Origin of the sequence: Candidimonas humi (assembly GCF_019166065.1) — a bacterium.
Classification (GTDB): Bacteria; Pseudomonadota; Gammaproteobacteria; order Burkholderiales; family Burkholderiaceae_B; genus Candidimonas; species Candidimonas humi.
In genome coordinates this window covers 1-25,963 of sequence record NZ_JAHTBN010000008.1, presented here as the reverse complement: position 1 = coordinate 25,963, position 25,963 = coordinate 1, and the positions used below count along the sequence as shown (strand labels likewise).

The 25,963-nt window shown below is 66.7% G+C and carries 20 protein-coding genes, 1 tRNA gene and 1 pseudogene; 16 read left to right on the top strand and 6 right to left on the bottom strand.

What is annotated here, in order from left to right; all coding sequences use genetic code 11:
• Positions 1–53 precede the first annotated feature (53 nt).
• Together KVP10_RS16290 and KVP10_RS16285 are read left to right on the top strand one after the other, a co-directional pair.
• Positions 54–1,628 (top strand): ABC transporter permease, encoded by a 1,575-nt coding sequence (locus KVP10_RS16290; RefSeq protein WP_217965679.1) that lies wholly within the window; start codon positions 54–56, stop codon positions 1,626–1,628.
• The gene (locus tag KVP10_RS16285) at positions 1,618–2,715 is read left to right on the top strand and encodes an ABC transporter ATP-binding protein (protein ID WP_217965678.1); all 1,098 of its coding nucleotides are present in this window, start codon (positions 1,618–1,620) and stop codon (positions 2,713–2,715) included. Before KVP10_RS16290 ends, KVP10_RS16285 begins: the two co-directional genes overlap by 11 nt.
• A gap of 85 nt (positions 2,716–2,800) precedes the next feature.
• Here KVP10_RS16285 and KVP10_RS16280 read toward each other — a convergent pair whose 3' ends face one another.
• Positions 2,801–3,574 carry an IclR family transcriptional regulator gene (locus tag KVP10_RS16280; RefSeq protein WP_217965677.1) on the bottom strand — a complete coding sequence of 258 codons (774 nt, stop codon included), beginning with the start codon at positions 3,572–3,574 and terminating at the stop codon, positions 2,801–2,803.
• Between the two features lie 73 nt (positions 3,575–3,647).
• On the opposite strand from KVP10_RS16280, the gene KVP10_RS16275 reads away from it, so the two are divergent.
• The 5 genes from KVP10_RS16275 (at position 3,648) to KVP10_RS16255 (ending at position 9,896) form a co-directional block, all read left to right on the top strand.
• Entirely contained in the window at positions 3,648–4,478 is an 831-nt protein-coding gene (locus tag KVP10_RS16275; protein WP_246600759.1) for an enoyl-CoA hydratase, read from the top strand.
• Entirely contained in the window at positions 4,475–6,607 is a 2,133-nt protein-coding gene (locus KVP10_RS16270) for an acetate--CoA ligase family protein (RefSeq protein WP_217965676.1), read from the top strand. The genes KVP10_RS16275 and KVP10_RS16270 overlap by 4 nt, the downstream gene beginning before the upstream one ends.
• 88 nt (positions 6,608–6,695) lie before the next feature.
• On the top strand, positions 6,696–7,673 hold the full coding sequence (locus KVP10_RS16265; RefSeq protein WP_217965675.1) for a tripartite tricarboxylate transporter substrate binding protein: 978 nt from the start codon (positions 6,696–6,698) through the stop codon (positions 7,671–7,673).
• 22 nt (positions 7,674–7,695) lie between these two features.
• Positions 7,696–8,886, top strand: coding sequence for an acyl-CoA dehydrogenase family protein (locus KVP10_RS16260; protein WP_217965851.1), 1,191 nt, complete (start codon positions 7,696–7,698; stop codon positions 8,884–8,886).
• Entirely contained in the window at positions 8,883–9,896 is a 1,014-nt protein-coding gene (locus KVP10_RS16255) for an acyl-CoA dehydrogenase family protein (RefSeq protein WP_217965674.1), read from the top strand. Before KVP10_RS16260 ends, KVP10_RS16255 begins: the two co-directional genes overlap by 4 nt.
• Positions 9,897–9,926: 30 nt before the next feature.
• Here KVP10_RS16255 and KVP10_RS16250 read toward each other — a convergent pair whose 3' ends face one another.
• The gene (locus KVP10_RS16250; protein WP_217965673.1) at positions 9,927–12,296 is read right to left on the bottom strand and encodes a Tex family protein; all 2,370 of its coding nucleotides are present in this window, start codon (positions 12,294–12,296) and stop codon (positions 9,927–9,929) included.
• A 164-nt stretch (positions 12,297–12,460) separates the two neighbouring features.
• Between KVP10_RS16250 and yoaA the strand changes: the two genes are divergently transcribed.
• Positions 12,461–14,467, top strand: coding sequence for a DNA repair helicase YoaA (gene yoaA, locus KVP10_RS16245; RefSeq protein WP_217965672.1), 2,007 nt, complete (start codon positions 12,461–12,463; stop codon positions 14,465–14,467).
• A gap of 140 nt (positions 14,468–14,607) precedes the next feature.
• Here the strand turns inward: yoaA and KVP10_RS16240 are convergent, their stop codons facing one another.
• The gene (locus tag KVP10_RS16240) at positions 14,608–15,420 is read right to left on the bottom strand and encodes an outer membrane protein assembly factor BamD (protein ID WP_281422012.1); all 813 of its coding nucleotides are present in this window, start codon (positions 15,418–15,420) and stop codon (positions 14,608–14,610) included.
• An 86-nt stretch (positions 15,421–15,506) separates the two neighbouring features.
• Between KVP10_RS16240 and KVP10_RS16235 the strand changes: the two genes are divergently transcribed.
• From KVP10_RS16235 to phaR, 5 genes are all read left to right on the top strand, one after another.
• Positions 15,507–16,469, top strand: a complete 963-nt coding sequence (locus KVP10_RS16235; RefSeq protein WP_217965670.1) for an RluA family pseudouridine synthase — start codon at positions 15,507–15,509, stop codon at positions 16,467–16,469.
• A gap of 166 nt (positions 16,470–16,635) precedes the next feature.
• Entirely contained in the window at positions 16,636–17,391 is a 756-nt protein-coding gene (gene pgeF, locus KVP10_RS16230) for a peptidoglycan editing factor PgeF (RefSeq protein ID WP_217965669.1), read from the top strand.
• A 163-nt stretch (positions 17,392–17,554) separates the two neighbouring features.
• Positions 17,555–19,186, top strand: a complete 1,632-nt coding sequence (gene phaC / locus KVP10_RS16225; protein ID WP_217965668.1) for a class I poly(R)-hydroxyalkanoic acid synthase — start codon at positions 17,555–17,557, stop codon at positions 19,184–19,186.
• A 97-nt stretch (positions 19,187–19,283) separates the two neighbouring features.
• Complete coding sequence (gene phbB / locus KVP10_RS16220) at positions 19,284–20,021, top strand: acetoacetyl-CoA reductase (protein WP_217965667.1); 738 nt, start codon at positions 19,284–19,286, stop codon at positions 20,019–20,021.
• 137 nt (positions 20,022–20,158) lie between these two features.
• Positions 20,159–20,725 carry a polyhydroxyalkanoate synthesis repressor PhaR gene (phaR, locus tag KVP10_RS16215; RefSeq protein ID WP_217965666.1) on the top strand — a complete coding sequence of 189 codons (567 nt, stop codon included), beginning with the start codon at positions 20,159–20,161 and terminating at the stop codon, positions 20,723–20,725.
• 8 nt (positions 20,726–20,733) lie between these two features.
• Here the strand turns inward: phaR and KVP10_RS16210 are convergent, their stop codons facing one another.
• On the bottom strand, positions 20,734–21,900 hold the full coding sequence (locus KVP10_RS16210) for a GNAT family N-acetyltransferase (protein ID WP_246600757.1): 1,167 nt from the start codon (positions 21,898–21,900) through the stop codon (positions 20,734–20,736).
• Between the two features lie 342 nt (positions 21,901–22,242).
• Here KVP10_RS16210 and KVP10_RS16205 point away from each other — a divergent pair, with 342 nt between their 5' ends.
• Positions 22,243–23,469 carry a GTP-binding protein gene (locus KVP10_RS16205; protein WP_217965664.1) on the top strand — a complete coding sequence of 409 codons (1,227 nt, stop codon included), beginning with the start codon at positions 22,243–22,245 and terminating at the stop codon, positions 23,467–23,469.
• 204 nt (positions 23,470–23,673) lie between these two features.
• Here the strand turns inward: KVP10_RS16205 and KVP10_RS16200 are convergent, their stop codons facing one another.
• Together KVP10_RS16200 and KVP10_RS16195 are read right to left on the bottom strand one after the other, a co-directional pair.
• A complete protein-coding gene (locus tag KVP10_RS16200) occupies positions 23,674–23,817 on the bottom strand; it encodes a hypothetical protein (RefSeq protein WP_217965663.1) in 144 nt (47 codons plus the stop codon).
• 435 nt (positions 23,818–24,252) lie between these two features.
• Positions 24,253–24,329, bottom strand: a tRNA-Met gene (locus tag KVP10_RS16195).
• 71 nt (positions 24,330–24,400) lie between these two features.
• Here KVP10_RS16195 and scpB point away from each other — a divergent pair.
• Both scpB and KVP10_RS16185 read left to right on the top strand, forming a co-directional pair.
• Positions 24,401–25,666 carry an SMC-Scp complex subunit ScpB gene (gene scpB, locus KVP10_RS16190; protein ID WP_217965662.1) on the top strand — a complete coding sequence of 422 codons (1,266 nt, stop codon included), beginning with the start codon at positions 24,401–24,403 and terminating at the stop codon, positions 25,664–25,666.
• A gap of 62 nt (positions 25,667–25,728) precedes the next feature.
• A pseudogene (locus KVP10_RS16185) lies at positions 25,729–25,963 on the top strand (23S rRNA pseudouridylate synthase B); the annotation flags it as partial.

Below are 25,963 nucleotides of genomic sequence, written 5' to 3'. Positions count from 1 at the left end.
GGCCCCGCCCGGCCTCGGCAGCTTGATATTGAATTCAATGTGAACAGGCATCGATGGTAGCCCATGCGGTCGCGGCGGCATGGCGCCGTTGCGGTTATGCAAGGCGCTCGGGCCGCCTGCCTTCTTTCCTGCACAGCGTCGTCATTGCGCTGGTACTGGCGGCCGTCTGCCTGCCATTCCTGTATGTCATCTGGCGCGCCGGGCAGGTGGGGTTCACGCGCGGCTTCGATCTGCTCTGGCGCCCGCGTGTGGCGCAATTGCTGTTCAATACCGTTGCGCTGATGGTCTCGGTGACGGCCGCCACGGTGCTGCTGGGCGCCGGCGCGGCGTGGTGCGTGGAGCGCACCGATCTGCCCGGCCGCCAGGCCTGGGCGGTACTGCTCAGCATGCCGCTGACCATTCCGGCTTTTGTCGGCAGCTACACCTGGGTGTCCATCAGCCCGATATTCGAGGGCTACGGCGGCGCGGTGCTGATCCTGACCCTGGCCACTTATCCGCTGGTGTATCTGCCGGTGTCCGCCGCGCTGCGCGGACTGGACCCGGCGCTCGAAGAGGTAAGCCAGTCGCTCGGCCGCAACCGCTGGCAGACCTTCCTGCAGGTAGTGCTGCCGCAGCTCAAGCCGGCGCTGGGCGCCGGCGCCTTGCTGGTGGGCCTGCACATGCTGGCCGAATTCGGCGCTCTTGCCTTGTTGCGCTACCAGACCTTCACCACCGCCATCTTCGAAGAGTACGAACTGGAATTCAGCAATGCCTCGGCCGCCTTGCTGGCTTTCGTACTGCTGCTCTTGTGCGTGCCGCTGATCGTGTTCGAACTGCGGGTGCGCGGCGGCGCGCGCCTGGCCAAGGTGGGCAAGGGCGCGCGCCGGACAGTAACCCGCGTGCCGCTGGGCCGCTGGCGCTGGCCGGTGCTGGCGGCTTTTGCTGCATTGATGGTGCTGGCCCTGCTGGTGCCGCTGGGCACCTTGGCGTACTGGCTGACGCATGGCACCTCGGCCGGGGTGGACTGGGGCGCCCTGGCGGCGTCCACCGGCGATTCGCTCTCGCTGTCGCTGGCTGGCGCGCTGTGCACGGTGCTGTGCACCGTGCCCCTGGTCTTGGCCGCCATGCGCTACAAAGCCCTGTTCGGGGACTGGCTCGATCGCATCCCCTATGTCGTGCACGCATTGCCGGGGCTGGTGATCGCCTTGTCGCTGGCCTTCTTCTCGATCACTTATGTGTCATGGGCCTACCAGAGCTGGCTCCTGATCCTGGTCGCTTATGTGGTGCTTTATCTGCCGCTGGCGCAGGCCTCGGTGCGCGCGTCGCTCGAGCAACTGCCCACGGGCCTGGAGGACGTGGGGCGGGCCCTGGGCCACAGCCCATGGTCGGTTTTCTGTAAAATCACGCTGCCCTGTATCGCGCCGGGCGTGGCGGCCGGCGGCGCCCTGGTGTTCCTGCAGCTCATGAAAGAGCTGACCGCCACGCTGATCCTCGCGCCCATAGGCGTGGACACCTTGTCGATGCAGGTCTGGTCGGCGACCAATAACTCCGCCTTCGCGGCGGCCGCTCCGTACGCCGCCGTACTCATACTCATTTCCGGCATACCCGTGCATATCCTGCGCAAGGCCGTCTATTTCGATGCGCACTGAATCCCAGCCCGCCACCCTGCAAGTACAGCAGGTGCAGAAATCCTTTGGCGCCCGCAAGGTGCTGCAGGACGTGGACTGCGTCGTCGAGCCGGGCCAGGTGGTGTCGCTGCTGGGCCCTTCGGGCTGCGGCAAGACCACGCTGCTGCGCCTGATTGCGGGCTTCGAACGCCCGGACGCAGGGCGCATCAGCGTGTCGGGCCAGTTGATGGCCGATGGCCGGGTATTCGTCGCCGCCGAGAAGCGCCACATCGGCTACGTGCCGCAGGAAGGCGCGCTGTTTCCGCATTTGAGCGTCTACGACAATATCGGCTTCGGCCTGCCCAAGGGGCCGGAGCGCAAGCGTGCCGTGGAGCACATGCTGGAACTGACCGGCATCGCCGAACTGCGCGCCCTGATGCCGCAGCAGCTTTCGGGCGGCCAGCAGCAGCGCGTGGCGCTGGCCCGCGCGCTGGCGCCGGGGCCGCGCATGCTGCTGCTGGACGAGCCTTTCAATGCCCTGGATGCGGCGCTGCGCGCCACCATCTGCCAGGACGTCATGGCGCTGTTGCGCCGCCTGGGCGCCACCGTGCTGCTGGTGACCCACGATCAGAACGAGGCCTTTGTCTCATCGGACCGCGTGGCCGTGATGCGCGACGGGCGCATCGTGCAGTTCGACGAGCCGGTGCGCGTCTATCGCCGGCCGGTGGACGTGCAGACCGCGCAACTGGTAGGCAGCGCGGTGTTTCTCGACGGCGTGCTGCGCGACGGCATGGCGCAGACGGCGCTGGGCCCGATAGCCGTCGCCAACCATTGCGACGGCGAAACCGCGGTGCGCGTGATGCTGCGCCACGAACAACTGCGGCTGGCCGGGCCCGAGCAGGGCAAGGCGGCCAGGATCACCGACATCGCCTTCCACGGCCAGTATTCGAGCCTGACCGTGGTCCTGGAGCCCGCGCCGCAGGCGGCGGGCGAGGCCGGTGCGCAGGACGGCGAGCCGCCGCTCATCGAGTTCCTGGTCCGGGCCCATTACCCGTTCGAATACCGCATCGGCGACCGCGTCGGCGTGCGCGTGCTCGGGCCCGCGATGATCTACGGCCCGCGGGACTGACGCGCCGGCGCGAGGCGTCATTGCAAGCCAAGCCGCCTTGCGGCGCGCATGCCGCGCGAAAGGCGGCCCTTGCATCGATCAGGATTCAGGCGCCGGCCTGCTGCCTTGCCTGCACCCAGGCCTTGCATTCGCGCGCCAGGAGTTCTCCCATTTGCTTGCGTCTCGCGGCATCGAGCCGCGGATTGATCGCGCCGAAGCTGATCGCCACCCGCGTGATTTGCGACAGGGAAAAGGCGTAGCCCACGCCCGATACCCCCTGTGTGATGCCGTCGACGATTTCCGAATAGCCGTTGCGGCGCGTTTGCCGCGCCTTGAGCATCAATGTGCGCAGCGGCAGCCCTGCCTGCTCGTATTCTTCCGTGTGGCGCGCGTGGATATGGGCAATTTCTTCGTCGGAATAGCCGGCTATCAGCGCCAGGCCGCCCGCGCCTATGCCCATGAGCCGTTTTTCGCCGGCGTCTATCGTGAAGATGCGCACGGGAAAATCGCCGTGTTCGCGCGCCAGGCACAGGGCGTGGTCGCCTTGCTGCGCCACCAGGAAGACCGTATCGTCGGACAGCCGGCACAGCCGCTTGGCCAGGGGGCGCAGCTCGTCTGCGATGGGGATGCGGTGCATGGCCGAAAAGCCTATCTGCATGGCGTCTATGCCCAACTCGTAGCGCTTGCTGGCGGCATCTTTGCGCACGAAGTTTTCGTCCATCAGGCAAGCAACGACGCGGTGGGCGGTCGAGCGTTCCAGGCCGCTGAGCTGCGTCAGTTCTTGCAGCGACAGCCCCGAGTCTTCGTTCTGGGCGATCAGGCGCAGCAGATGCAGGGCCCTGCGTATGCTTTGCGTACCGCCTTTCGATTTAATGTCCATATTGTGGGAAAAATAGAAAATTTATTTTGTATTGTAGGAACCACTGGAGCCTAATTCAAGCCACGCGAATTCTATGGACATTGCAGGAGGAGGGGCTCACGTGGATTACCAGACGATAGTCATCGAGCAGCGCGACGCGGTCAGGCGCATCGCTTTGGCGCGGGTGGCGGCGCGCAACGCGCAAAGCCGCCAGTTGCTGGACGAACTCGATCACGCAATGGACGAGGCCGCGCGCGACGAGCAGGTGCGGGTAGTGATCATCGCCGCCGAAGGGGAGCATTTCTCGGCCGGCCACGATCTCAAGGAAGCCCAGGCCAGCCGCGCCGGGTTCTCCGTCGAGCAGCGCTGGGAATACGAGTCGCTGCGCTATTACGGCTATTGCCTGCGCATCTGGGATTTTCCCAGGCCCACGATATGCGCCGTGCAGGGCGCCTGCGTGGCCGGCGGCTTCATGATCGCCAATATGTGCGACCTGTTGATATGCGCGGAGAACGCGTATTTTTCCGATCCGGTCTGCCATACGCTGGCCGCGGCCGCCACCGAGGTGCTGATCCATCCCTGGGTCATGGGCCTGCGCAAGGCCAAGGAAATGCTCTACACCGGCGAAAAGCTCGGCGCGCTCGAGGCGCAGGAGATCGGCATGGTCAACCGCGTGGTGCCGGCCGCCGACTTGCAGGCCAGCGCCTGGGAACTGGCGCAGCGCGTGGCGCAGGCGCCGCCTTTCGGCTTGCGCCTGGTGAAGCGCTCCTTGAACCGCACGCTCGATATCCAGGGCCTGCGTTCGGCCCTGGAGGCGCACTTCGACACGCACCAGCTTTCGCACATGAGCGAGGAATTCCGCGCGGTGCGCGACCGCGGCCTGGCCGCGGCGATACAGCGCAACAAGACGGGAGCCAGCGCATGACGCACAGGCTCGAACCCTTGCTCAATCCGTCCTCCATCGCCATCATCGGCGCCAGCACCGATCCGGGGCGGATCGGCGGCATGCCGATCGAACTGCTGACGCGCTACGGCTACGCGGGAAAAATCTACCCCGTCAATCCCAAGTATTCCAGCGCCTTCGGGCTGGAATGCTGGCCCGATATCGAATCGGTCCCGCAGCCCGTGGATCTGGCCGTGCTGGCCATCGGCGCGCAGGACGTGCTGCCCATGCTGCGGCGCTGCCGCAGCCGCGGCGCCAAGTCGGCCATCGTCTACGCAGCCGGCTTTGCCGAGCAGAACGAGGCGGGAATGGCGCTGCAGCGCGAGATCGAGGAATTCGCCGCGCTTTCCGGCATGGTGGTGGCAGGGCCCAATTGCATGGGGCTGGCCAATCTCAATACCCAGGCCCACACCGCCTTCGCTTCGGTTTTCAAGACATCGCCCATGCAGCAGGAGCCGGGCCGGGTCAGCCTGCTGACGCAAAGCGGCAACGTCTGCTCGGCGCTGTACGGCCTGCTCAGGAAGCTGGACCTGCCGGTGTCGCAGTTCATCAACACAGGCAACGAGGCCTGCGTGGATTTTGCCGAATACTTGCAGTACCTGGCCGAGGATCCGCATACGGAAATCGTGCTGGGCTATATGGAGCAATTGCGCGACGGCCCGGGCTTCATGCGCGCGTGCCGCAGCTTGCAGCAGCAGGACAAGGTGCTGGTAGCCTTGAAGGCGGGCGCCACCGACAAGGGGGCGCAGGCGGTACGCTCGCATACCTCGGCCTTGGCCGGCGATCGTCGCGTCTATCGGGCGGCCTTCGAACAACTGAATGTGATCGAGGCGCGCGACTTCGCCCAGATGGCATGGCTGGCCCGGCTGGCGCAGCTCAGGCATCGCGGCGGCGGCCGGCGCGTGGCAGTCATCACGATGTCCGGCGCCCTGGGCGCCATACTGGCCGATCGCTTCATCGAAGCCGGGCTCGAACTGCCCGACCTGCCCGAAGCCGTGCAGGCCGTGTTGCGCGCGGGCATACCGGACTACGGCATGGTGGGCAATCCCGTGGATGTCACGGGCAACGTGGTCAACGACCCGGGGTTTGTGCGCACGGTGCTGGAATCCTTGGCCAGCACCCCGGCGGTCGACGCGGTGGTGATCTACGCGCCGGGCTACATGCTCGACCGCATGGCCGATGCCATCGCGGAAGTCGCGCAGCGCCACCCGCGCCTGATCGCGGCCATAGACACCGGGCAGGCGAAATGCCGCGATGCATTGCGCGCCGCCGAGGTGGCGGTGTTCGAAGACCTGGGCGTCGCAGTGTCGGCGCTGGGGCCGTACCTGACCTGGTGCGAACGCAGGAAGCAGGTTCGGGCATGGGCCGTACGCGTGCCGCCGGCGGGCGCCGCGGCTTTGCCGCCGCTGCCCGCGCACGAACTCGATGCGCGCCGCTACCTGGCCGGCTTCGGCCTGCAATGCCCGCAGGAAGCCGGCGCAGCGGATGTCGACGAGGCTTGCGCGATCGCCGGCCGATTGGGCTATCCGGTGGTGCTGAAGCTGCTCAGCGCGCATGTCGCGCACAAGACCGAACTGGGCGCCGTGGCGCTGAACCTGGCCGACGAGGCCGCGTTGCGCGCGGCCGCGCAACGCATGCTGCAGTCCGTGCGCGCTGCCCGGCCGGACATCGCCGTGGCGGGCCTGCTGGTGCAGAAGATGGAGCGGCGGGGCATGGAATTGATCGTAGGCGCGCGCCGCGATCCTGTATTCGGGCCCATGCTGACCGTCGGCATGGGCGGGGTGCTGACCGAGATCTACCAGGACACGAGCCACGGCCTGCTGCCGCTGGATCGCGCCGCCGCCGCGCGCATGCTGCGCGGGCTGAGGATCTTCCCCTTGCTCGAAGGCTTTCGCGGCATGCCGGCCTATGACGTCGATGCGGCCTGCGAAGCGATGGTCGCCATCGGCGACGCGCTCGTGGCCGCGCCGGCACAGGTCGCGGAAATAGAAGTCAATCCCTTGTGGGTGCGGCCACAAGGACAGGGCGCGGTAGCCCTGGATGCGCTGCTGCTCGCGGCCGATGCCTGCCCGGAATCCGGCCAGGCATCGCACCGCGCAGCCATGGCGTAGCCGGCGGCCATCCGCGCGCCGGCACATTCGCACACAAGCAACACGCAAACAATCGAACATGCACGCAACGACTACACAGGAGACTCGAATGACACCTAAATATTTTGTCCGGAAACTGCTTGCCGCCGCGGGCCTCGGCCTGGCCGCGGCGACCGCCCACGCCGCCGCGGACGCCTATCCGCAACGGCCCATCACCATTGTGGTGCCGTTTTCGCCGGGCGGGGCCACCGACATCCTGGGGCGGCTGCTGGCCGAGCGCCTGTCGACCCGTTTGCATCAGTCCGTGATAGTGGAAAACAAGCCGGGCGCGGGCACCATCATCGCATCCAATTATGTGGCGCGCGCCAAGCCCGACGGCTACACCTTCCTGCTGGCGGCCTCGTCGCTGGGCATCGCGCCCAGCGTCTATCGCAAGGTCGACTACGATCCGGTCAAGGACTTCACGCCCGTCACCCAGGTGGCTTCCGTGGTGCACGTGCTCGAGGTCAATCCCGCGCTGCCCGTCAAGACCGTGGGCGAGCTGATCGCCTATCTCAAGGCCCATCCAGGAAAAGTCAGCTACGCTTCCGTGGGCGTGGGCACTTCCACGCAGCTCGAGGCCGAGCTCTTCAAGAGCACTTCGGGCGTGAAGATGGAGCAGGTTCCCTACAAAGGCAGCTCCCAGGCGCTGACCGACCTGGTGGCGGGCCGCGTGGAGGTCATGTTCGATGCCTGGGCGTCTTCGGGCCCCTTCGTGCGCAGCGGCAAAGTGCGCGCGCTGGCGGTGACTACCGAGCAGCCTTCGCCTTCGGTGCCCGGCCTGCCGCCCATCGCCACCGCGGTTCCCGGCTTCGCCGCCATGCCCTGGCTGGGCCTGGTCGCGCCGGCCGGCACGCCCGCTCCCATCGTCGACACGATCTACAAGAACGTAGCCCAGATCCTGCAGGAGCCGCAGGTCAAGGCCAAGTTCGTCACCCTGGGCCTGGATGCCATAGGCAGCGATCCCCAGGCGTTCGGGCGCTTCATCGCCAAGGACATCAAGACCTGGAACAAGGTCGCCCGTGAAGGAAACATCCGTGTCGATTGAGACGCAGCATGGTCCGGCACGCATGGCGGCGCCGGACTTTCCTGAGGATCCGGCGCAGTTTCGCGCATGCGTGCGCGAGCAGCTAAGGCGCGAGTATGCGGAATTCGTCGCCGGCCGGCCCGCCGCCGAGGATCCCCACGGCCTGGCGCTGCGCCGCGCCTGGGAAGACCGCTTGTGCGCCGCCGGCCTGGCCGGCCTGGGCTGGCCCCGCCGCTACGGCGGCCACGAGCTGGATCTCGCCCGGCAGGCCATTTTCCATGAGGAGCATGCCGAATGCGGGGCGCCGCTGGGCGTCAATCTCATAGGCCACGGCATTCTGGCGCCGACCCTGATCCATTACGGGACCGAGGCCCAGAAACAGAGGTTCCTGCCCGGAATATTGAGCAATCGCGAAATCTGGTGCCAGGGCTATTCCGAGCCCCAGGCCGGCTCGGACCTTGCTGCAGTGCGCACCCGCGCGCGGCGCGACGGCCAGGGCTATGTGCTCAACGGCCACAAGATCTGGACGTCCTTCGCCGACCAGGCCGACTGGTGCTTCGTCCTGGCGCGCACCGATCCCGCCCAGCAGCGGCATCGGGGGCTGAGCTTCCTGCTCGTCAACATGCGCCAGCCGGGCGTACGCGTGCAGCCCATACGGCAGATCACCGGCGACGCGGAATTCTGCGAGGTTTTTTTCGAGGACGCGCGGGTCGAGGCCGAAGCGTTGGTGGGCGAAGAAAACCAGGGCTGGAAGATCGCCATGAGCGCGGCCAGCTTCGAGCGCGGGACGTATTTCATTCCGCGCCTGGTGAAGTTCCGCCGCGAATTGATGTGGGTGCGCGAACTGCTGCGCGAACGCGCCGGCGGCCTGGCCGCGGCGGACGGCGCCGAGCTCGAGCGGCGCTGGGCGCGGCTGGCAGTGGACAGCCACGTGCTGGACCTGAAATCGCGGCGCGCGCTGGCGGCGGCCGCCACGGGCGAGCCGCCCGGGCCGCAAGCCTCTTCGACCAAGATACATTGGAGCGAGGCGCATCAATCGCTGCTGGACTTTGCCGTGGAACTGCTGGGCGACCGCGTGTGCACCGGCGATGCGCAGCGCGACCCGCAGGCCGCCGAGCTGGTGCGCGCCTATCTGTCGTCGCGCGCCGAGACCATATTGGCCGGCACCTCGGAAATCCAGCGCAACATCATCGCCGAAAGAGTATTGGGCCTGCCCAAGGGAGTGCAGCCATGAACAGCTTGAACGCCGCAGAGCGCCTGGCGCTGGCCGAGTCGGTCTCGCGCCTGCTGGACGATTTGCATGGCGCCGGACAGCCCAGGCGGCCCGTGGGCGAGATCTGGCGCCTGTGCGCCGACATGGGATGGCCGCTGGCCCTGGCCCCCGAGTCCCGGGGCGGAATGGAACTGGGCATGGGCGAGGCCTTGGCGATGGCCGAACGCTACGGCCGCGGGCTGCTCGAGGCGCCCTTGTCGGACGCGATGGTCCTGGCCGCGACGATAGGCGTGGACGAGGCCGGCTCCGATGCGGCGGGCGCCGTGGCCGGGCACTTGCGGCGATGGTTTGCGGGCGATGTCTGTTGCGCGCCCATAGCTGCCGATTCGCGCGGCGAGCCGCTGGCGTGCTATGCGCTGCCGGGTTCGCTCGGACTGGCGCTGCGCCACGCCGACGGCGGCCTTTACGGCGAGCTGTACGCCCTGCGGGCGCCGCGGCATGGCATCGACCCTCTGATCATGACGGCGCGCCCCGAGGCCGCGCCGGTGCAATCGCAGCGCCTGGCGGACTGCAGCGAGGACGCGTGGCGCATGCTGTGCCTGCGCCGGCGCGCGATGAGCATCGCGGAAATCCTGGGTGCGGGGCGCGCGGCGCTGGACCTGGCCGTGGGGCATGCCCGCGAGCGCGTGCAGTTCGGCCAGCCCATAGGCGTGAACCAGGCCGTCAAGCACACGCTGGCCGGCGACTGGATGGCCCTGGACGATGCCGGCCTGGCTTTGCAGGCGCTGGGCGACGCGCTGGACCGGCCCGGCGCCGATGTCGCGCTGGCGCTGGCCGTGGCGCAGTTGCTGGCGGTGGAGGGGGCCGGCCGGGCGGCCGCCCACGCCCTGCAGGCGCATGGCGCCATGGGCATGACCTGGGAGTGCCCGGTGCATTTCTATCTGAAGCGGGTGCGGCACCTGTCGGCCTTGCTGGGCCGCAGCGGCGGCACGGCCCGCTTGCTGGACGAAATCTGGCGGGCCGCGGCCTGACGCAGGGCGGGCGGCCCGCCCCGTGGCCGGCTACTTGCGCAGCTTGGCGAATGCCGCGGCCATGGCGCCCATGCCCGCCGGCTCGGCGGGCCGGTCGGTGCGGCGGCGCGCCCCGGAAGCATTGCCCGCGCCGCGCTCGCCGGGCGCGCGGCGCGCCGTCGCCGGGTCGTCCTTGAGCCGCATGGTGAGCGCGATGCGCTTGCGCGCGGCGTCGACTTCCAGCACCTTCACCGTCACGGTCTGGCCGACCCGCACCACGTCGCGCGGATCCTTGACGAACTTCTCGGCCAGCGCCGATATATGCACCAGGCCGTCCTGGTGCACGCCGATGTCGACGAAGGCGCCGAAGTTGGCGACGTTGGTCACCACGCCTTCCAGCGTCATGCCCGGCAGCAGGTCGGCAAGCGTGTGCACGTCTTCCTTGAAGCGCGCCGTCTTGAATTCCGGGCGCGGGTCGCGGCCCGGTTTTTCGAGTTCGCTGAAGATGTCCTTGACGGTCGGCAGGCCGAAGCGCTCGTCGGTGAAATCAGAAGGCGACACGCCCTTGAGCGCGCCCTGGCGGCCCATGATCTGGCGCGCATCGGCCTGCAGCTTTTCGAGTATGCGCTGCACCACCGGGTAGGCCTCCGGGTGCACTGCCGAGGCATCCAGCGGATTGTCGCCGTTCGGTATGCGCAGGAAGCCCGCGGCCTGCTCGAAGGATTTGTCGCCGAAGCGCGGCACCGCCAGCAAGGCGCGCCGGTCGGCGAATGCGCCGTTGGCATCGCGCCAGGCAACGATATTCTTGGCCAGCGAGGTGTTCAGGCCCGAGACGCGCGCCAGCAGCGGGGCCGAGGCGGTGTTCACGTCCACGCCCACGGCATTGACGCAATCCTCGATGACCGCGTCCAGCGAGCGCGCCAGTTCGCGCTGGTTGACGTCATGCTGGTACTGGCCCACGCCTATGGCCTTGGGTTCGATCTTTACCAGTTCGGCCAGCGGGTCCTGCAGGCGGCGCGCGATCGAGACGGCGCCGCGCAGGCTCACGTCGAGCTCGGGGAATTCCAGGGCGGCCAGTTCCGAGGCGGAATACACCGAGGCGCCTGCCTCGGACACCACCACCCGGGTCAGCGTCAGGTCGGGGAATTTTTCGAGCATGTCGGCCACCAGCTTCTCGGTCTCGCGCGAGGCGGTGCCGTTGCCTATGGCCACCAGTTCGACCTTGTGCCGCAGCGCCAGCGCCGCCAGCGTATTGATGGCGCCCTCGCGGTCGCGGCGCGGCTCGAAGGGGTAGACCGTGGATGTGTCCAGCAGCTTGCCGGTGGCATCGATGAGCGCCACCTTGACGCCCGTGCGTATGCCGGGGTCCAGCCCCATCACGGCCTTGTGGCCGGCCGGCGCGGCCAGCAGCAAGTCCTTCAGGTTGGCGGCGAATACGCGGATGGCTTCTTCTTCGCCGCTGTCGCGCAGGCGCCCGAGCAATTCGGATTCGAAGGCGGTCAGCAGCTTGACGCGCCAGGTCCAGCGGCACACTTCGCCGAGCCAGCGGGCGCGCGGCGCGGCATCGGCGCCGAAGCCGGCCGACGGGCACAGGCGCTGGGCGATGCGTTCGACGCAGGGATGCGGCAGGCGGCCTTCCAGCGCTTCTTCCAGGCCCAGGCGCAGGTCGAGCACGCCTTGCTGGCGGCCGCGCAGCAGGGCCAGGATGCGGTGCGAGGGCAGGGTGCGCAGCGGCTCGTTGAAGTCGAACCAGTCGCGAAAGTTCGCGCCTTCGGCTTCCTTGCCTTGCACCGCCTTGGAATACAGCCGGCCGCTGTTCCAAAGATATTCGCGCAGTTCGGCCAGCAAGTCCGCGTCTTCGGCGTATTGCTCGGCCAGGATGTCGCGCGCGCCGTCCAGCGCGGCCTTGGCGTCGTTGACGCCGGCCTCGGGGTTCAGGTAGCCGGCGGCCAGCGCCTGCGGATCGCAGGCCAGGTCGGCCAGTATGGCCTCGGCCAGCGGCCCCAGCCCCGCTTCGCGCGCGATCTGGGCGCGTGTGCGGCGCTTGGGCTTGTAGGGGGCGTACAGGTCTTCCAGGCGTTGCTTGGTGTCGGCAGCGGTAATTTCCTGGCGCAGTTCGGGGCTGAGCTTGCCTTGCTGTTCGATGGATTCGAGTATCGCTGCGCGCCGGCCTTCCAGCTCGCGCAGATAGAGCAGGCGAACTTCCAGGTTGCGCAACACGGTGTCGTCCAGGCCGCCGGTGGCTTCCTTGCGGTAGCGGGCGATGAAGGGCACGGTCGCGCCGCCGTCCAGCAGTTCCACCGCCGCGGCGAGCTGGCTGGCGCGCGCGCCCAGTTCGCGGGCGAGCTGAGCGATGATGCGTCCGGTTTCATCGGCGGGATCGCGGGTCGAGGGGGCTGCGGCGAGAGATGTTTCTGTCATGGGGGAAAGCGGAAGTAGCGTGATTCAAGCGGGGCATTTTGCCACAAGCCGCCGCCCGGCCGGGATCGGGCCGGGTATCATGGGGTGTGCGGCCGTGAGGGATTGTAAGCGGCCCGGACCCAGGGCCGGCGCTACACTACGGCCTCGACGACCCATAGGCTGCCATGCTGCTGCAGGAACTCTCCGACATCTTCTCCGCGGACGGCCCGCTGGCGGCGGCCGTGCCCGATTATCGCCCGCGCCAATCGCAGATCGAGATGGCGCAGGCCATAGAGGCCGCATTGCAAAACCGCGGCACGCTGGTGGCCGAGGCCGGCACCGGCACGGGCAAGACCTGGGCCTACCTGGTGCCGGCCTTCATGGGCGGCGGCAAGGTGCTGGTGTCCACCGGCACCCGCACCCTGCAGGACCAACTGTTCCGGCGCGACGTGCCGCGGCTGCGCGCCGCGCTGGCGCTGCCCATCACGGTGGCCTTGCTCAAGGGGCGTGGCAATTATGTCTGCCACTACCATCTGGAACGCCTGCAGGGCGACGAGCGCGCCCTCAAGTCGCGCGCCGAAATGGCGCAACTGCGCCATATCCAGGTGTTCGCGCAGCATTCCAAGACCGGCGATCGGGCCGACCTGGCCCAGGTGCCCGAAGAAGCGGATATCTGGAACCGGGTCACTTCCACGCGCGAGAATTGCCTGGGGCAGGAATGTCCGCGCGTGCGCGATTGTTTCCTGATGAAGGCGCGCCGCCAGGCCCAGGACGCCGACCTCGTCGTGGTCAACCACGCCTTGTTCATGGCCGACCTGGCGCTGCGCGAAGAAGGCATCACCGACCTGCTGCCGGCCGTGGATGCTGTCATCTTCGACGAGGCGCATCAGTTGCCCGACATCGCCACGCGCTTCCTGGGCAGCAGCGTGTCGTCCAGCCAGTTGCTGGAATTGGCGCGCAATATGGAGGCGGCGGGCCTGGCCCAGGCCCGCGAGGCCACCAACTGGAGCGAGGCCGGCAAGCGCCTGGAACAGGCGGCGCGCGAATTGCGCCTGGCCGCCGCGCCCATAGACAAGCTGCCGGGGCGCAAGGCCACGTTCGAGGCGATTCCCGAGCCCGAAGCCTTCGACAAGGCGCTGGCCGAGCTGCTGGCCGAACTCGACAAGTGCGCCGCGCTGCTGGGCGCCGTGGCGGAAAAGCATCCCGACCTGGCCGCGGCGGCCAAGACCTGCGTAGACCTGCGCGCGCGCCTGTTTCTCTGGAGCCAGCCCGACCGCCAGGGCCGCAACGCCCTGGCCCCCGAGCAGTCCGAGTCCCGCGCAGCCGATGCAAGCTCCGGCGCGGTGCGCTGGGTCGAACATGGCATGCATCACGTGCGCCTGCACAGCGCGCCGCTGTCGGTGGCGCGCATATTCTCGCGTTGCCGGAATCCGGACCAGGCCTGGGTGCTGACCTCCGCGACTCTGTCGGTGCACGGCGATTTCGGCCATTTCCAGCGCCAGCTCGGGCTGAGCGACGCGGCCACGCAGCGCTGGGAGTCTCCGTTCGACTACCCGAGCCAGGGCCTGCTGTTCGTGCCCCGCGGCTTGCCGCTGCCCAGCGACCGCCAGTTCAACGAATATTTCGTCGATGCCTTGCTGCCTTTGCTGCAGGCGGGCAGCGGCGGCGCGCTGGTCTTGTGCACCACCCTGCGTTCGGTCGACCGCATCGCCGAGCTATTGCAGGAACGCGGCTTGCAGCGGCCGATCCTGCGCCAGGGCGATTACTCGCGGCGCATCCTGCTGGAACGCTTCCGCGCCGAGAAGGGCGCGGTGCTGGTGGGCAGCGCCAGTTTCTGGGAGGGCATAGATGTGCCCGGCGATGCCTTGACCCTGGTGGCGATCGACAAGCTGCCGTTCGCCCCTCCGGACGATCCGGTGCTCGAGGCGCGCCTGAAGCGCTGCCGCGAACAGGGCGGCAATCCGTTCATGGAATATCAGCTTCCCGAGGCCGCCATTGCGCTCAAGCAGGGGGCGGGGCGGTTGATACGATCCGAGACCGATTGGGGCGTGCTGATGGTGGGCGACGTACGCATGGTCGACAAGCCCTACGGCAAGCTGCTGTGGCGCGGCCTGCCGGCCTTTGCCCGCACGCGAGAGCCGGCCGAGGCCTTGGCGTTCCTGGCTGCCCGGCAGGGAGGCAGCGGCTCGTAATCGAGACAGCAGCGGGTTTGGCTTTCTTTAGCCGCCGGGGCTGCCCTGCGGAGTTCCGATGCTCGGCAGACTCGCCTGCGCTTCGGACTCCTACGGGGTCCCCGGCTCACGGCAAGATATCCTGAACGGTCAAAGCCGCGTCAGAACCAGTTTACCGGGTTCCAGTAATTGACCGGATCGTTCAGGCCCTGCTTGTAGTACTTGCTGTTGGGGAAGTTCTTGTCGAGCACGCGCTTGGCGTCGTCGCGCAGGTGCGTCAGGCCCAGCTTGCCATAGCTGAGATACATGATGTAGAGCGCCTTCTCGGCGATGGGCACGCCCTGGAAGTCGGTAATGACCTTCTGCGCGCGATTGGCCGCTGCGACGTAGGCGCCGCGCTCGTAATAGTATTGCGCCACATGCACTTCGTTGCGGGCGATGGCGTCGACCAGCCAGGCCACGCGCAGCTTGGCATCGGGCGTATAGATGCTGTCGGGATAGCGCTTGATGAGCTGGTTGAAGGATTCGTACGATTCGCGCAGGCCCTTGGGGTCGCGTTCGCTCGGATCCTGGCGCGTGATGTTGCTGAACGCGGCGCTGGGCGGCGTGAACGTGACCAGCCCCTTCAGGTACAGCATGTAGTCGCTGCCCGGATGGTTCGGATATTGCTGCTGGAAGCGGGCGATGGCCGCCAGCGCCTGGTCGCTTTCTTCGTCCTTCCAGTCGACATAGGCCAGGTCGATCAGGGCCTGCTGGGCATAGACGCCGAAGGGGTAGCGCGCCTCTATCGATTCGAGGCGGGCGCGGGCGTCTTTCCAGTTGCTGTTGTCGATGTCGTCGCGGGCGTCCTGGTACAGGCGCTGCGCGCTCCAGCCGGCGGTCTTGTCGATTTCCCCGCCCTTGAGCGAGCTGCAGGCCGACAGCAGCATGGCCGCGGCGAGCGCGACGGCGCCGAATGCTGCGCGCCTGAACAGGGGGCGGAAGGTCGAATCGTGGTCTGGACGAGTCACAAAAAAATCCTTGGTGGTAGCATTGCAGGCTGATTATATGATTAGTGGCCATGCCTGACACAGCAGTTCCCGCGGAAATTCCTGCGGCCGGGGATCCGGTCGAATTCGAGCTGCCGCTCAAGGCGCTGCCCGACCGCCTCGACAAGGTGCTCGCGGGGCTGATGCCGGAGCACTCCCGCAGCCGCTTGCAGGGCTGGATCGAGTCCGGGCATGTGCTCGTAAACGGCCAGGCGGCGCGGGTGCGCCAGCCGGTAGGGGCGGGCGATCGCATCAGCGTATGGTCGCAGCCCTCGCCGGAATCGCTGGCCTTCAGCGCCGAGCCCGTGGATTTCCGCGTGGTGGCCGAAAGCCCCGACTGGATCGTGGTGGACAAGCCGGCCGGGCTGGTCACCCACCCCGGCGCCGGCAATTGGCACGGCACGCTGCTCAACGGCCTGTTGCACCGCTATCCCGAGCTGCGGCAGGTGGCGCGCGCCGGTATCGTGCATCGCCTGGACAAGGACACTTCGGGCTTGCTGGTGGTGGCGCGCCACGAGCGGGCCCAGACCGACCTGGTGCGGCAGTTGCAGGCACGCTCGGTCAAGCGCGAGTACCTGGCGCTGGCGCACGGTTTTCTCAAGCAGGCCGCGACCGTGGAACGCGACATCGGCCGCGATCCGCGCGTGCCGGTGCGCATGACGGTCGAACGCCCGGTGGCCCCCAAGCCGGCCATCACGCATTGCGAGCCGCGGCGCCGCGGCACGGATGCGCAAGGGCAGCCCGTCACGCTGGCCGTCTGCCGCCTCGAAACCGGCCGTACCCACCAGATCCGCGTGCACCTGGCAAGCCTCGGGCATCCGCTGGTGGGCGACCTGGTCTATGGCGGCCGGCTCATCGCCGGCGCGCGGCGCCACATGCTGCATGCGCGGGCGCTGGGCTTCGACGATGCCGCCAGCGGCACTCGCGTGTCTTTCGAAGCCGAGCCGCCCGAGGATTTTGCCCTTGTGCTCGAGAACCTCGCATGGCAGGCCTGAGGCGGATTCGCGCCCGAAAAGAGGGCGGCATGCCCGCCTCTTGCCGCGTTTCTCGCCGCTCCCGCCGTTCACGGCTGCATACCTTTTTTCTTGTTGATTGCGTATGCTTTCTTGCTGATTGCGAACCTTGTTATTTGGCCCGGCAAGACCTGATGAAAGTATGACTATGAGCGATATTGCATCTTTGCCCCGCGTCACGGGCCTGCCCTGGCAAGGCGTGCGCTACTTTTGCACCACGCGCGCCGGCGGCGTCAGCGCGGGCGCGTATGCCACCTTGAATCTGGGCGGCCGCACCGACGACGATCCCGGGCATGTGGCAGAAAACCGGCGCCGCCTGCGGGCGGAACTGCCTTCCGACCCCTGCTGGCTGCGGCAGGTGCACGGCAAGCAGGTGGCCGATGCCGACCGGCCCTGGAGCGAGCCGCCGGCCGCCGATGCCGCCATAACCACGCAGGCCGGCCGGGCGCTGGTCATCGTGACGGCCGACTGCCTGCCGGTGGTGATCGCGGACAGCCGCGGCCGGGCCCTGGGCCTTGCCCATGCGGGCTGGCGCGGCCTGGCCGCGGGCGTACTGGAGGAAACCCTGGGCGCGCTGCGGGCCCGTGTGCCGGGCGGCGCGCGCTGGCGCGCGTGGGTGGGGCCGGGAATAGGGCAGCGCAACTTTGAAGTGGGCGACGACGTGCATGCGGCCTTCGTGCAGCACGACGCGGGCGCCGCCGCGTTTTTCGTGGCCAAGCGCGAGCCGGGAAAATGGCTGGCCGACCTGCCGGGCCTGGCGCGCCACAGGCTGCATGCCGCCGGCGTGCAGGACATCGAGCTCAGCGGCTATTGCACCTATGGCGAGCCCGAACGCTTCTATTCCTATCGCCGCGAACAGGCTTCGGGGCGCCTGGCCACTGTGGCGTGGCTGCAGGAGGACTGAAACCTTGCATGACATTGCCGGCATGTCGGGCTTTGCGGCCGGCCGTCGCAGCACCCATTGTCCGCGGCTCGCCGGCCAGCCTACCCTAGCGACTTACCCTGATTGACAGGCCTGCCAATGCCCCGCAAGATTGATTCAAAGAACCCCAAATAACAGGTGTCAGATGGGTGCTCCATTTCTTTCAGAATGGCCCGTCCCGGCGAGCGTGGCGCCGGACAAGTTGGCCGATATCCAGGCCGAATTCGCGCGCGACTGGCATGACGCCGTCATGCAGGCCAGACAGGGCACACTGGTTCCTCCCAAAGATCGCCGTTTTCATGGCGCCGCCTGGGCCGGCAATACGTCCGCGGCGCTGCTCGCCCATGCCTACGTGCTTTCGGCCCGCGCGCTCGAGCGCATGACCGAAGCCGCGCAAATGGCCGAGCCGGTACGCGAGCGGCTGCGCTTTTCGGTGATGCAATGGGTCGACGCGATGTCGCCGTCGAATTTCCTGGCCACCAATCCCGATGCCCAGCAAAAACTGCTCGACAGCGGCGGGCGCAGCCTGTTCGACGGCCTGCGCAATCTGCAGGAAGACCTGCGCAAGGGCCGGCTGTCCCAGACCGACGAATCCGGTTTCGAGGTCGGCCGCAACGTCGGCAATTCGCCCGGCGCGGTGGTGTTCGAGAACCGGCTCATGCAGCTCATCCAGTATGCGCCGCTGACGCCCAAGGTCCATAAGCTTCCGCTGTTGATCGTTCCTCCTTGCATCAACAAGTTCTACATACTCGACCTGCAGCCCGACAATTCTTTCGTGCGCCATGCGGTCCAGCAGGGCTTCACGGTGTTCCTGGTCTCGTGGCGCAATCCGCTGCCTTCGGACGACGACGGCGTCGATGCCGCGGATTGGGGCGACTATCTGCAGGAAGGCGTGCTGCGCGCGTTGCAGGCGGCGTGCGACATCTCCGGGCAAGCACAGGTCAATGCCCTGGGCTTCTGCGTGGGCGGCACGATGCTCGCCTCGGCCCTGGCCCTGGGCCGGGCGCAAGGCCTCAACCAGGTCGCGGCGCTCACTTTGCTGACCACGCTGCTCGACTTCGAAGATACCGGCGTGCTCGACGTCTTTGTCGACGAACTGCATGCCGAAGCCCGCGAACGCCAGCTCGGCGTCGGCGGCCTGATGTCGGCGCGCGAACTCGGCACCACGTTTTCGTTCCTGCGCCCGAACGAACTGGTCTGGAACTACGTCGTAGGCAACTACCTGAAAGGCGAGACGCCGCCGGCTTTCGACCTGCTGTTCTGGAATTCGGACGGCACCAATCTGCCCGGTCCCTTCTTTACCTGGTATTTCCGCAATACCTACCTCGAGAACAACCTGAAGCAGCCCGGCCGCCTGCATGTCGACGGCCATGCGCTGGATCTGCACACCCTGGACATGCCGGCCTACATCTATGGTTCGCGCGAAGACCACATTGTGCCCTGGGTCTCGGCCTACGCCTCCACCCGCATCCTGAAAGGGCCCATGCGTTTCGTGCTCGGGGCCTCGGGGCATATTGCAGGCGTGGTCAATCCGCCCGCCAAGAAGCGCCGCAGCTATTGGGTCGGAACGGGGCCCGACACCTCGCGCCTGCCCGGCGATCCCCAGGCCTGGTTCGATGTCGCGTCCGAGCACGCGGGCAGTTGGTGGCCCGACTGGTGCGCATGGCTGGCGGCCAAGTCGGGCGAGCTGCGCAAGGCGCCCGCGTCGCTCGGCAATGCCAGCTATGTGCCCATCGAAGACGCGCCGGGCAGGTACGTAAAGGTTAGAGCCGTGTAGCGGGCGCCGGCCGCAGGCGTGCGCCATTTCGTGCGCGCCATCGTCAGCGTGGGCCCGCAAGAAGATTTGCAGTGATGTTTCAGGTGAGGAGAATCAAATGAGTGGCAAACTGGCTTACGTGACGGGTGGCATGGGCGGCATTGGTACTTCCATATGCCGGCGCCTGGCCAAAGAGGGCTTCACGGTCATTGCCGGCTGCGGGCCGAGCCGTAATTATCAGCAATGGCTCGACGAGCAGGCCGAGCAGGGGTATACCTTCCATGCCTCGGTGGGCAATGTGTCCGACTGGGATTCCACGGTGGCCGCCTTCGAGCGCGTCACGAGCGAACTCGGCCCCGTCGATGTGCTGGTCAACAATGCCGGCATCACCCGCGACGGGCTGTTCCGCAAAATGACGCAGGAAGACTGGCGCGCGGTCATCGACACCAACCTGAACAGCCTGTTCAACGTCACCAAGCAGGTCATAGACGGCATGGTCGAAAAGCAATGGGGTCGCATCATCAACATCAGCTCGGTCAATGGCCAGAAGGGGCAGTTCGGGCAGACCAACTATTCCACGGCCAAGGCGGGCATACACGGCTTTACCATGGCCCTGGCCCAAGAGGTCGCCAATAAAGGCGTCACGGTCAATACCGTATCGCCGGGCTATATCGGCACCGACATGGTGCGCGCGATCCGGCCCGACGTGCTGGAAAAAATCGTCGCCACCATTCCGGTCAAGCGTCTGGGTACGCCCGAGGAAATCGGCTCGATGGTGGCATGGCTGGCATCGGACGATGCGGGCTTCGCCACCGGCGCCGACTTCTCTTTGAACGGAGGCCTGCACATGGGCTGATGGCGGTTGCGCGATGCGCGGCCCCGAGGCTCGCCGCGCGGCCTGCATCGGGGCCCGCGCGGCGCTGTAGCATCGCGTTCCATCTTGCATCGTTCTATTATTACTTCCTGGACCATTACGCACACCCGGCCAATGTCATGACGCAAACCTCTTCATCTGCAGCAAACCGGCTGATCAAGAAGTATCCGAACCGCCGCCTCTACGACACCCAGACCAGCGCCTACATCACCTTGTCCGACGTCAAGCAACTCGTGCTGGACAACCAGGCCTTCCAGGTGGTCGATGCCAAGTCCGGAGAAGATCTGACGCGCAGCATATTGCTGCAGATCATCCTCGAAGAGGAAAGCGGCGGCGTGCCGATGTTCTCGTCCACGGCGCTGTCGCAAATCATCCGTTTCTACGGGCACGCCATGCAGGGGGTGATGGGAACCTTCCTGGAAAAGAACATCCAGGCGTTCATGGACATCCAGGAACGCGTGGCGGAGCAATCCAAGGGCTTGTACGGCAATCAGTTCGGGCCCGAGGCCTGGGCCCAGTTCATGAATGTCCAGACTCCCGTGCTGCAGAACATGATGAACAACTACATCGACCAGAGCAAGAATCTGTTCGTGCAAATGCAGGACCAGATGCAGGACCAGACCCGTTCGATGTTTTCCGTGTTTCCCTTCAAGCCCGGCGCGCCGCCCAAGGACAATAAAAAATAAACAGGCGCTCAGCCGCCGCCGGCTGGCCGCGGCCCGGGGATCGCGTCATCGATGTTTTTCTTGAACGGGCTGTGCTCGTGCAGTTCGTCGATATAGTTGGACACGGCCGGCGTCTCGCGCTCCAGAAAATCCGCGATCGCCGCGGCATAGCGTTCGTCGCGTATCCAGTGTGCAGACCAGGTCTGTACCGGCAGCATGCCGCGCGACAGCTTGTGTTCGCCCTGGGCGCCGCCCTCGAAGACCGCGACGCCGCGGCATATGCAGAACTCTATGGCCTGTATGTAGCAGGTCTCGAAATGCAGGCCCGGTATGTAGCGGGTGCAGCCCCAATAGCGTCCATACAGCCTGTCGGCGCCGAGTATGTTCAGGGCCGCCGCGATCGGCGTGCCTTCCTGTTCAGCCAGCACGAGCAGCAGCTTGGGGGCCATGGCGACGTGCAGCAGGCGGAAGAATTCCCGGTTCAGGTAGGGGGCATTGCCGTGCTCCATATAGGTGCGGCAGTAGCAGCGGTAGAAATAGTCCATGGCCGCTTCGTCGATGTCCGCGCCTTGCAGCCAGCGAAACGTGACGCCGGCCTCGATCGCCTTCTTGCGATCCTGGCGGATCTTCTTGCGCTTGGGCTGGCTCATGCCGGCAAGGAACTCGTCCAGGTCGCGGTAGTTGCGATTGAACCAGTGGAACTGTACGTTCTCGCGGAACAAGAAACCGGCTTCGCGCAGCGCCTGGCAGTCGGCCTCGGAAGGAAACAAAATATGCAGGGACGACAGTTCGTTGCCGCGCGCCACCTCCACGGCCTCGCGCGCAAGCGCCACCCGGTCGGCATGGTTGGCGGCGAGCAGGCGCGGCCCGGGCACCGGCGTGAACGGGACCGCACCCAGCAGCTTGGGGTAATAGGCCAGGCCATGCTGCGCAAAGGCCCGGGCCCAGACCATGTCGAAGACATATTCGCCGCGCGAATGGGATTTCAGGTATAGCGGCATGGCCGCCGCCAGGTCGCTGCCGCGATGCATCAGCAGATAGTGTGCGGCCCAGCCGGTGTCGGCGATGGCGCAGCCCGCCTGCTGCATGGCCAGCAGATATTCATGGCCGACCAGGGGGTGGTCTTGCGCCAGGGCATTCCATTGCCCGGGGTTAATATCTTGCAGGTCGTGGATGAGGGAAAAGCGGACAGCCAAGGTCGGGCCTCGTGGTTGGTGATACGTATGCATCGTATCGCGGCCCTGCTCGCCGAGCGGGGCACTGGGCGGGGTGGATCGCTCGGGTGCCGCGCAATGGCGGCGGTGCGGTCGAATATTGGGCAAGCTTAGCAAAACCCGCGGCGCATGCATAAAAGGGCAAGTATGCGCCGCGGCGTGCGCCCCGGGGGCGCGGTGCTTTGCGGGGTTCGCGCGCTCTGCTGTGCGCGGACGTGCCCGGCATCCGGGCCAGCGGCTATTGTGTTACCCGCTGCGGCCTTCCGCGAGGGCGTGGTGAACTATGAAGGATGGCGGGCATGGACACTATGAAGGATGAAGGGCATGGACAATCGGATTCCGGTCGTGGTGGTTTCGGGCCTGCCGGGCAGCGGCAAGACCTGGCTGATCGAGCGCTTGTTGCGCGACGAGCCGCGCGGCTCGATCGCGGTGCTTGCCCGGGCGCAGGGCACCGCGCCCGCCGGCGCGCTGTACCGGCTGGGCGGCAGCTCCGATGCCGCGCCCGAAGGCGCCTGTCCATGCTGCAGCCTGAACGGCGAACTGGCTGGCGCGCTGCGCGATCTGTTCATGGCGGCGCTGCAGCGGCGCATTGCGGTGCCGCGCCAGGTGCTGATCGAGACCGAGGGCCGGGGCGATCCGGCTGCCATACTGTATTCCCTGCAGCACGACCCCTTCCTGCGCGAGCGCTACTTTTACCGGGGATGCATCACGACCGTGGCGGCGCAAAGCCGCCTGGACGGCGTCGGGCTGCGCCAGGCCGTGCTGGCCGACGCGCTGGTGCTGGGGCCGGCCCCGGCGACAGGCATAGATCCGCGCGGCGCCTTGCGCTCCCTGCTCGAAGAAATCAATCCGCTGGCGGCATGTTTCGATGCGGACGAGCTGCCGGACCTGGCGCATATGCTCGCACGCGGGACCGCTCTGGACCCGCCGCCGCTGAAGGAGCCGCTTCTGGACGAGCGGCCTCTGGACGAGCCGCTCCAGGACGAGCCGCTCCAGGACGAGCCGCCGCCGGACGAGCTACCCCTGGACGGGTCATCCCTGACCGAGTCGTCCCTAACCGAGCCATCCCTGGACGAGCCGCCGTCGGACGCGTCATCCCTGGATAGGCCACCCTTGGATAAGGCACTCTTGGATGAATCCCCCGTGGATGAGCCAGCCCGCGCGGCGAGGCCAGTCGGCTCTTTGTGGAGCGGGGCTCATGCCGGCCGGCTGCGCCCGCAGTCGGGCGTGGCCGTGTTGCGGCTGGCGGGCCGCTGCGCATTGGCGCGGCCCGACCTCGTGCGCGCGATGGATGCGTTGCTGGGCGCATATGGCGACGACATTTTGCGTATCGCCGGGGTTTTGCGCTTGCATGGCGAAGCCGGAGCCTGGGAGCTGCGCGGCGTGCACCGGCAGCTCTATTGGCAGGCCGTGGCCTCGGCCTCGCCCGGCGAGTCCTCGCTGCTGATCGTAGTGCTGGAGGCCGGCGCGGCGAGCGGCTTCTTGCGCCGGGCCGAGGCCTTGCTGTCCGGCTTGCGAGCCATGGCGCCCGCGCCGCGAAGGGTAGCCTGAGGCGGCGCGGCATCGGCCGTGGCGCTCTGGCGCTGGCTTCGAAGACATGCTTGGCCGCTGCCGCCGTCCCACTGTATTTTTTTGTCGATTGCGGCCGTATTTGAGCGCGCCAGGAGTTGCGCGAAGCGCTGGGTGGTGGTGTAATGTAGGAAGTTGCTCATCGCATTAGATGCGCAAGCTGCTGCCTGGCGGGCCGCGTTCATGTTAAAGCTCCTCCAAAAACAACATGGCGCCTTTCGGCCGAGTTCCGGGAATATGTTCTTCCATCGGCAGCAAGGCAATTTCTATATATCTCAGATTTAAAGCTCTTTGATGTTCGGGCGCCGTTGCCGCACGGGCTGCGGTCATGGTGTGTCGCATGGCGCCTGCTGGCCACTTATGGTTCGAGCGTATTCGCGTCTCGAGCCTTGTTCCGACTCGTAGTGGTGTCGCTCGTTCGGCTTGCCGAATGCTGCGTGCCGATTGAATCCTGTGATTCGGCGAGCCCGCTAGTGGCTGCCGGCGGGCAGCAATGCCGCGCCGCCCTGTTGACCATGAAATGATGATTTTCCGCCTCGTACTGGCGCTTTTCTACCATCCATTTTCCTTGATGCCTGCGCTTGCAGCCGTGGCGCCGCGCGCCCGCGCCGCGACCCGTGCCTGGCCGTGTGTGCGCGCCAGCAGTGCGCCCGCTCAGGCGTTTTGTGCCGAGCAGGCAGCAAGCCCGAAAGCAGCAAGCCTGAAAGCTGCGAGCCCAAAAACAATGGGCCGCTTTCACAAGGAAAGCGGCCCATCGAAGAATTCTGGTTGCGGGGGCAGGATTTGAACCTACGACCTTCGGGTTATGAGCCCGACGAGCTGCCAGACTGCTCCACCCCGCGTCTGAAGAAAAGAATATTAACTTGTATTCATACTTATTGCAAGTCGAGGGCCTGTCCCCGGCCGCTGATCGATGACTGATACCGAGATTGTCCGTGTACTGGAAACCGCGCTGTTGTGCGCCGACCAGCCCATGCCCCTGATGGTGCTGCGCAAGCTGTTCCCCGACGAAGAAATTTCCAACGACGACATACGCAGGCTGCTGGCCCAGTTGCAGGGCGAGTGGGCCGAACGAGGCCTGGAGCTTGTCGATCTGGCCAGCGGCTGGCGTTTCCAGAGCCGGGCCGAAATGCAGCGCTATCTCGAACGGCTCAACCCCGAGAAGCCGCCCAAATATTCCCGGGCCGTGCTCGAGACCCTGGCCATCATTGCCTGGCGCCAGCCGGTCACGCGCGGCGACATCGAAGACATACGCGGGGTTACGGTGTCCTCGCAGATCGTCAAGACGCTGGAAGAACGCGGCTGGATCGAGGTCCTGGGCTATCGCGATGCGCCCGGCAGGCCGGCGCTGTTCGGCACCACGCGCGCTTTCCTGGACGACCTGGGCCTGAAGGCGCTGGACGAATTGCCGCCGCTCGAGACCCACGAGTCCGTGGCCGCCCTGGCCGGCTTGTCGCTCGAAGAGGCCACGGGCGTCGCGACCAGGGCTGCGGATGCGCAATCCGAAGCAGCGCAACCCTCGGACGCGCAGACGGCAGACACGCAGGTCGCGGATGCACAGGTCCAGGTGGCAGGCGCGGAGGTTGCGGATACAGAGGCCGCAGACACTCAAGATTCGGACAACGAGGCTTCCGGCAACGAGGCTTCGGACAATGAGGCTTCGGACACCGAGGGTTCGAACATTGAAGCTTCGGACACCGCCGCTTCAGACTCGCCGGCTGTGGATGCCGAAGCCGTAGATACCGAAGTTTCAGACGCCGAGGTATCAGATATCGCGGCATCAGCCTCCGAGGTCGCGGATGCGCAGGCCGCTCCTGCCACGCAGGAAGGGGGCGCGTCCGACGACTTGCCGGATGAAAGCCCTCGGGCGCCCGAAGCAAGCCAGGATGAGGCCGCGCCGCGCAAGCTGGATACTGCGGCCGGGCCTGAACAAGACAACACCGGGTCGGAAAACACCGGGCCGGAAGATACTGCGGTACCGGAAGGCGCAACGATACTGGAAGACACAGCGGTGCCGGAAGACACAGCGATGCCGGAACACAAGACGGCGCCGGAAGAGCCGGAAGATAATGCCGGTCCGGAAAACGCCGAAGACCATGCTCCCCTGGAAGCCGCGCTGGCCCAGGGCGATACCGCCGCGGAACCTCGGGACGAGGACACGCAGCGGCCCGACAGATGATCAAGACCCAATACCGATAACGAATACCGATAACGAATTCCCTGAAATAAGAAATGACTGAAATGAATCAAGACCATGAGTCCGGAAACAACACGCCCGTGCTGGAGCGCGCCGATGCGCAGCCCGTACAGTCCGAATTGCCTCTGGGCGAAGGCGGCGCGCAGGCTCCCAAGTCGCGTGGCCGCAAGCTGAGGACGCCGTTCCGCCGCCGTCGCGGCGATGCGGCCGATGCGCCGGCGACCGCGGCCGCCGCATCCGACGCCCCGGCCGATGCCGCCGCGGCCGCCCAGCCCACCG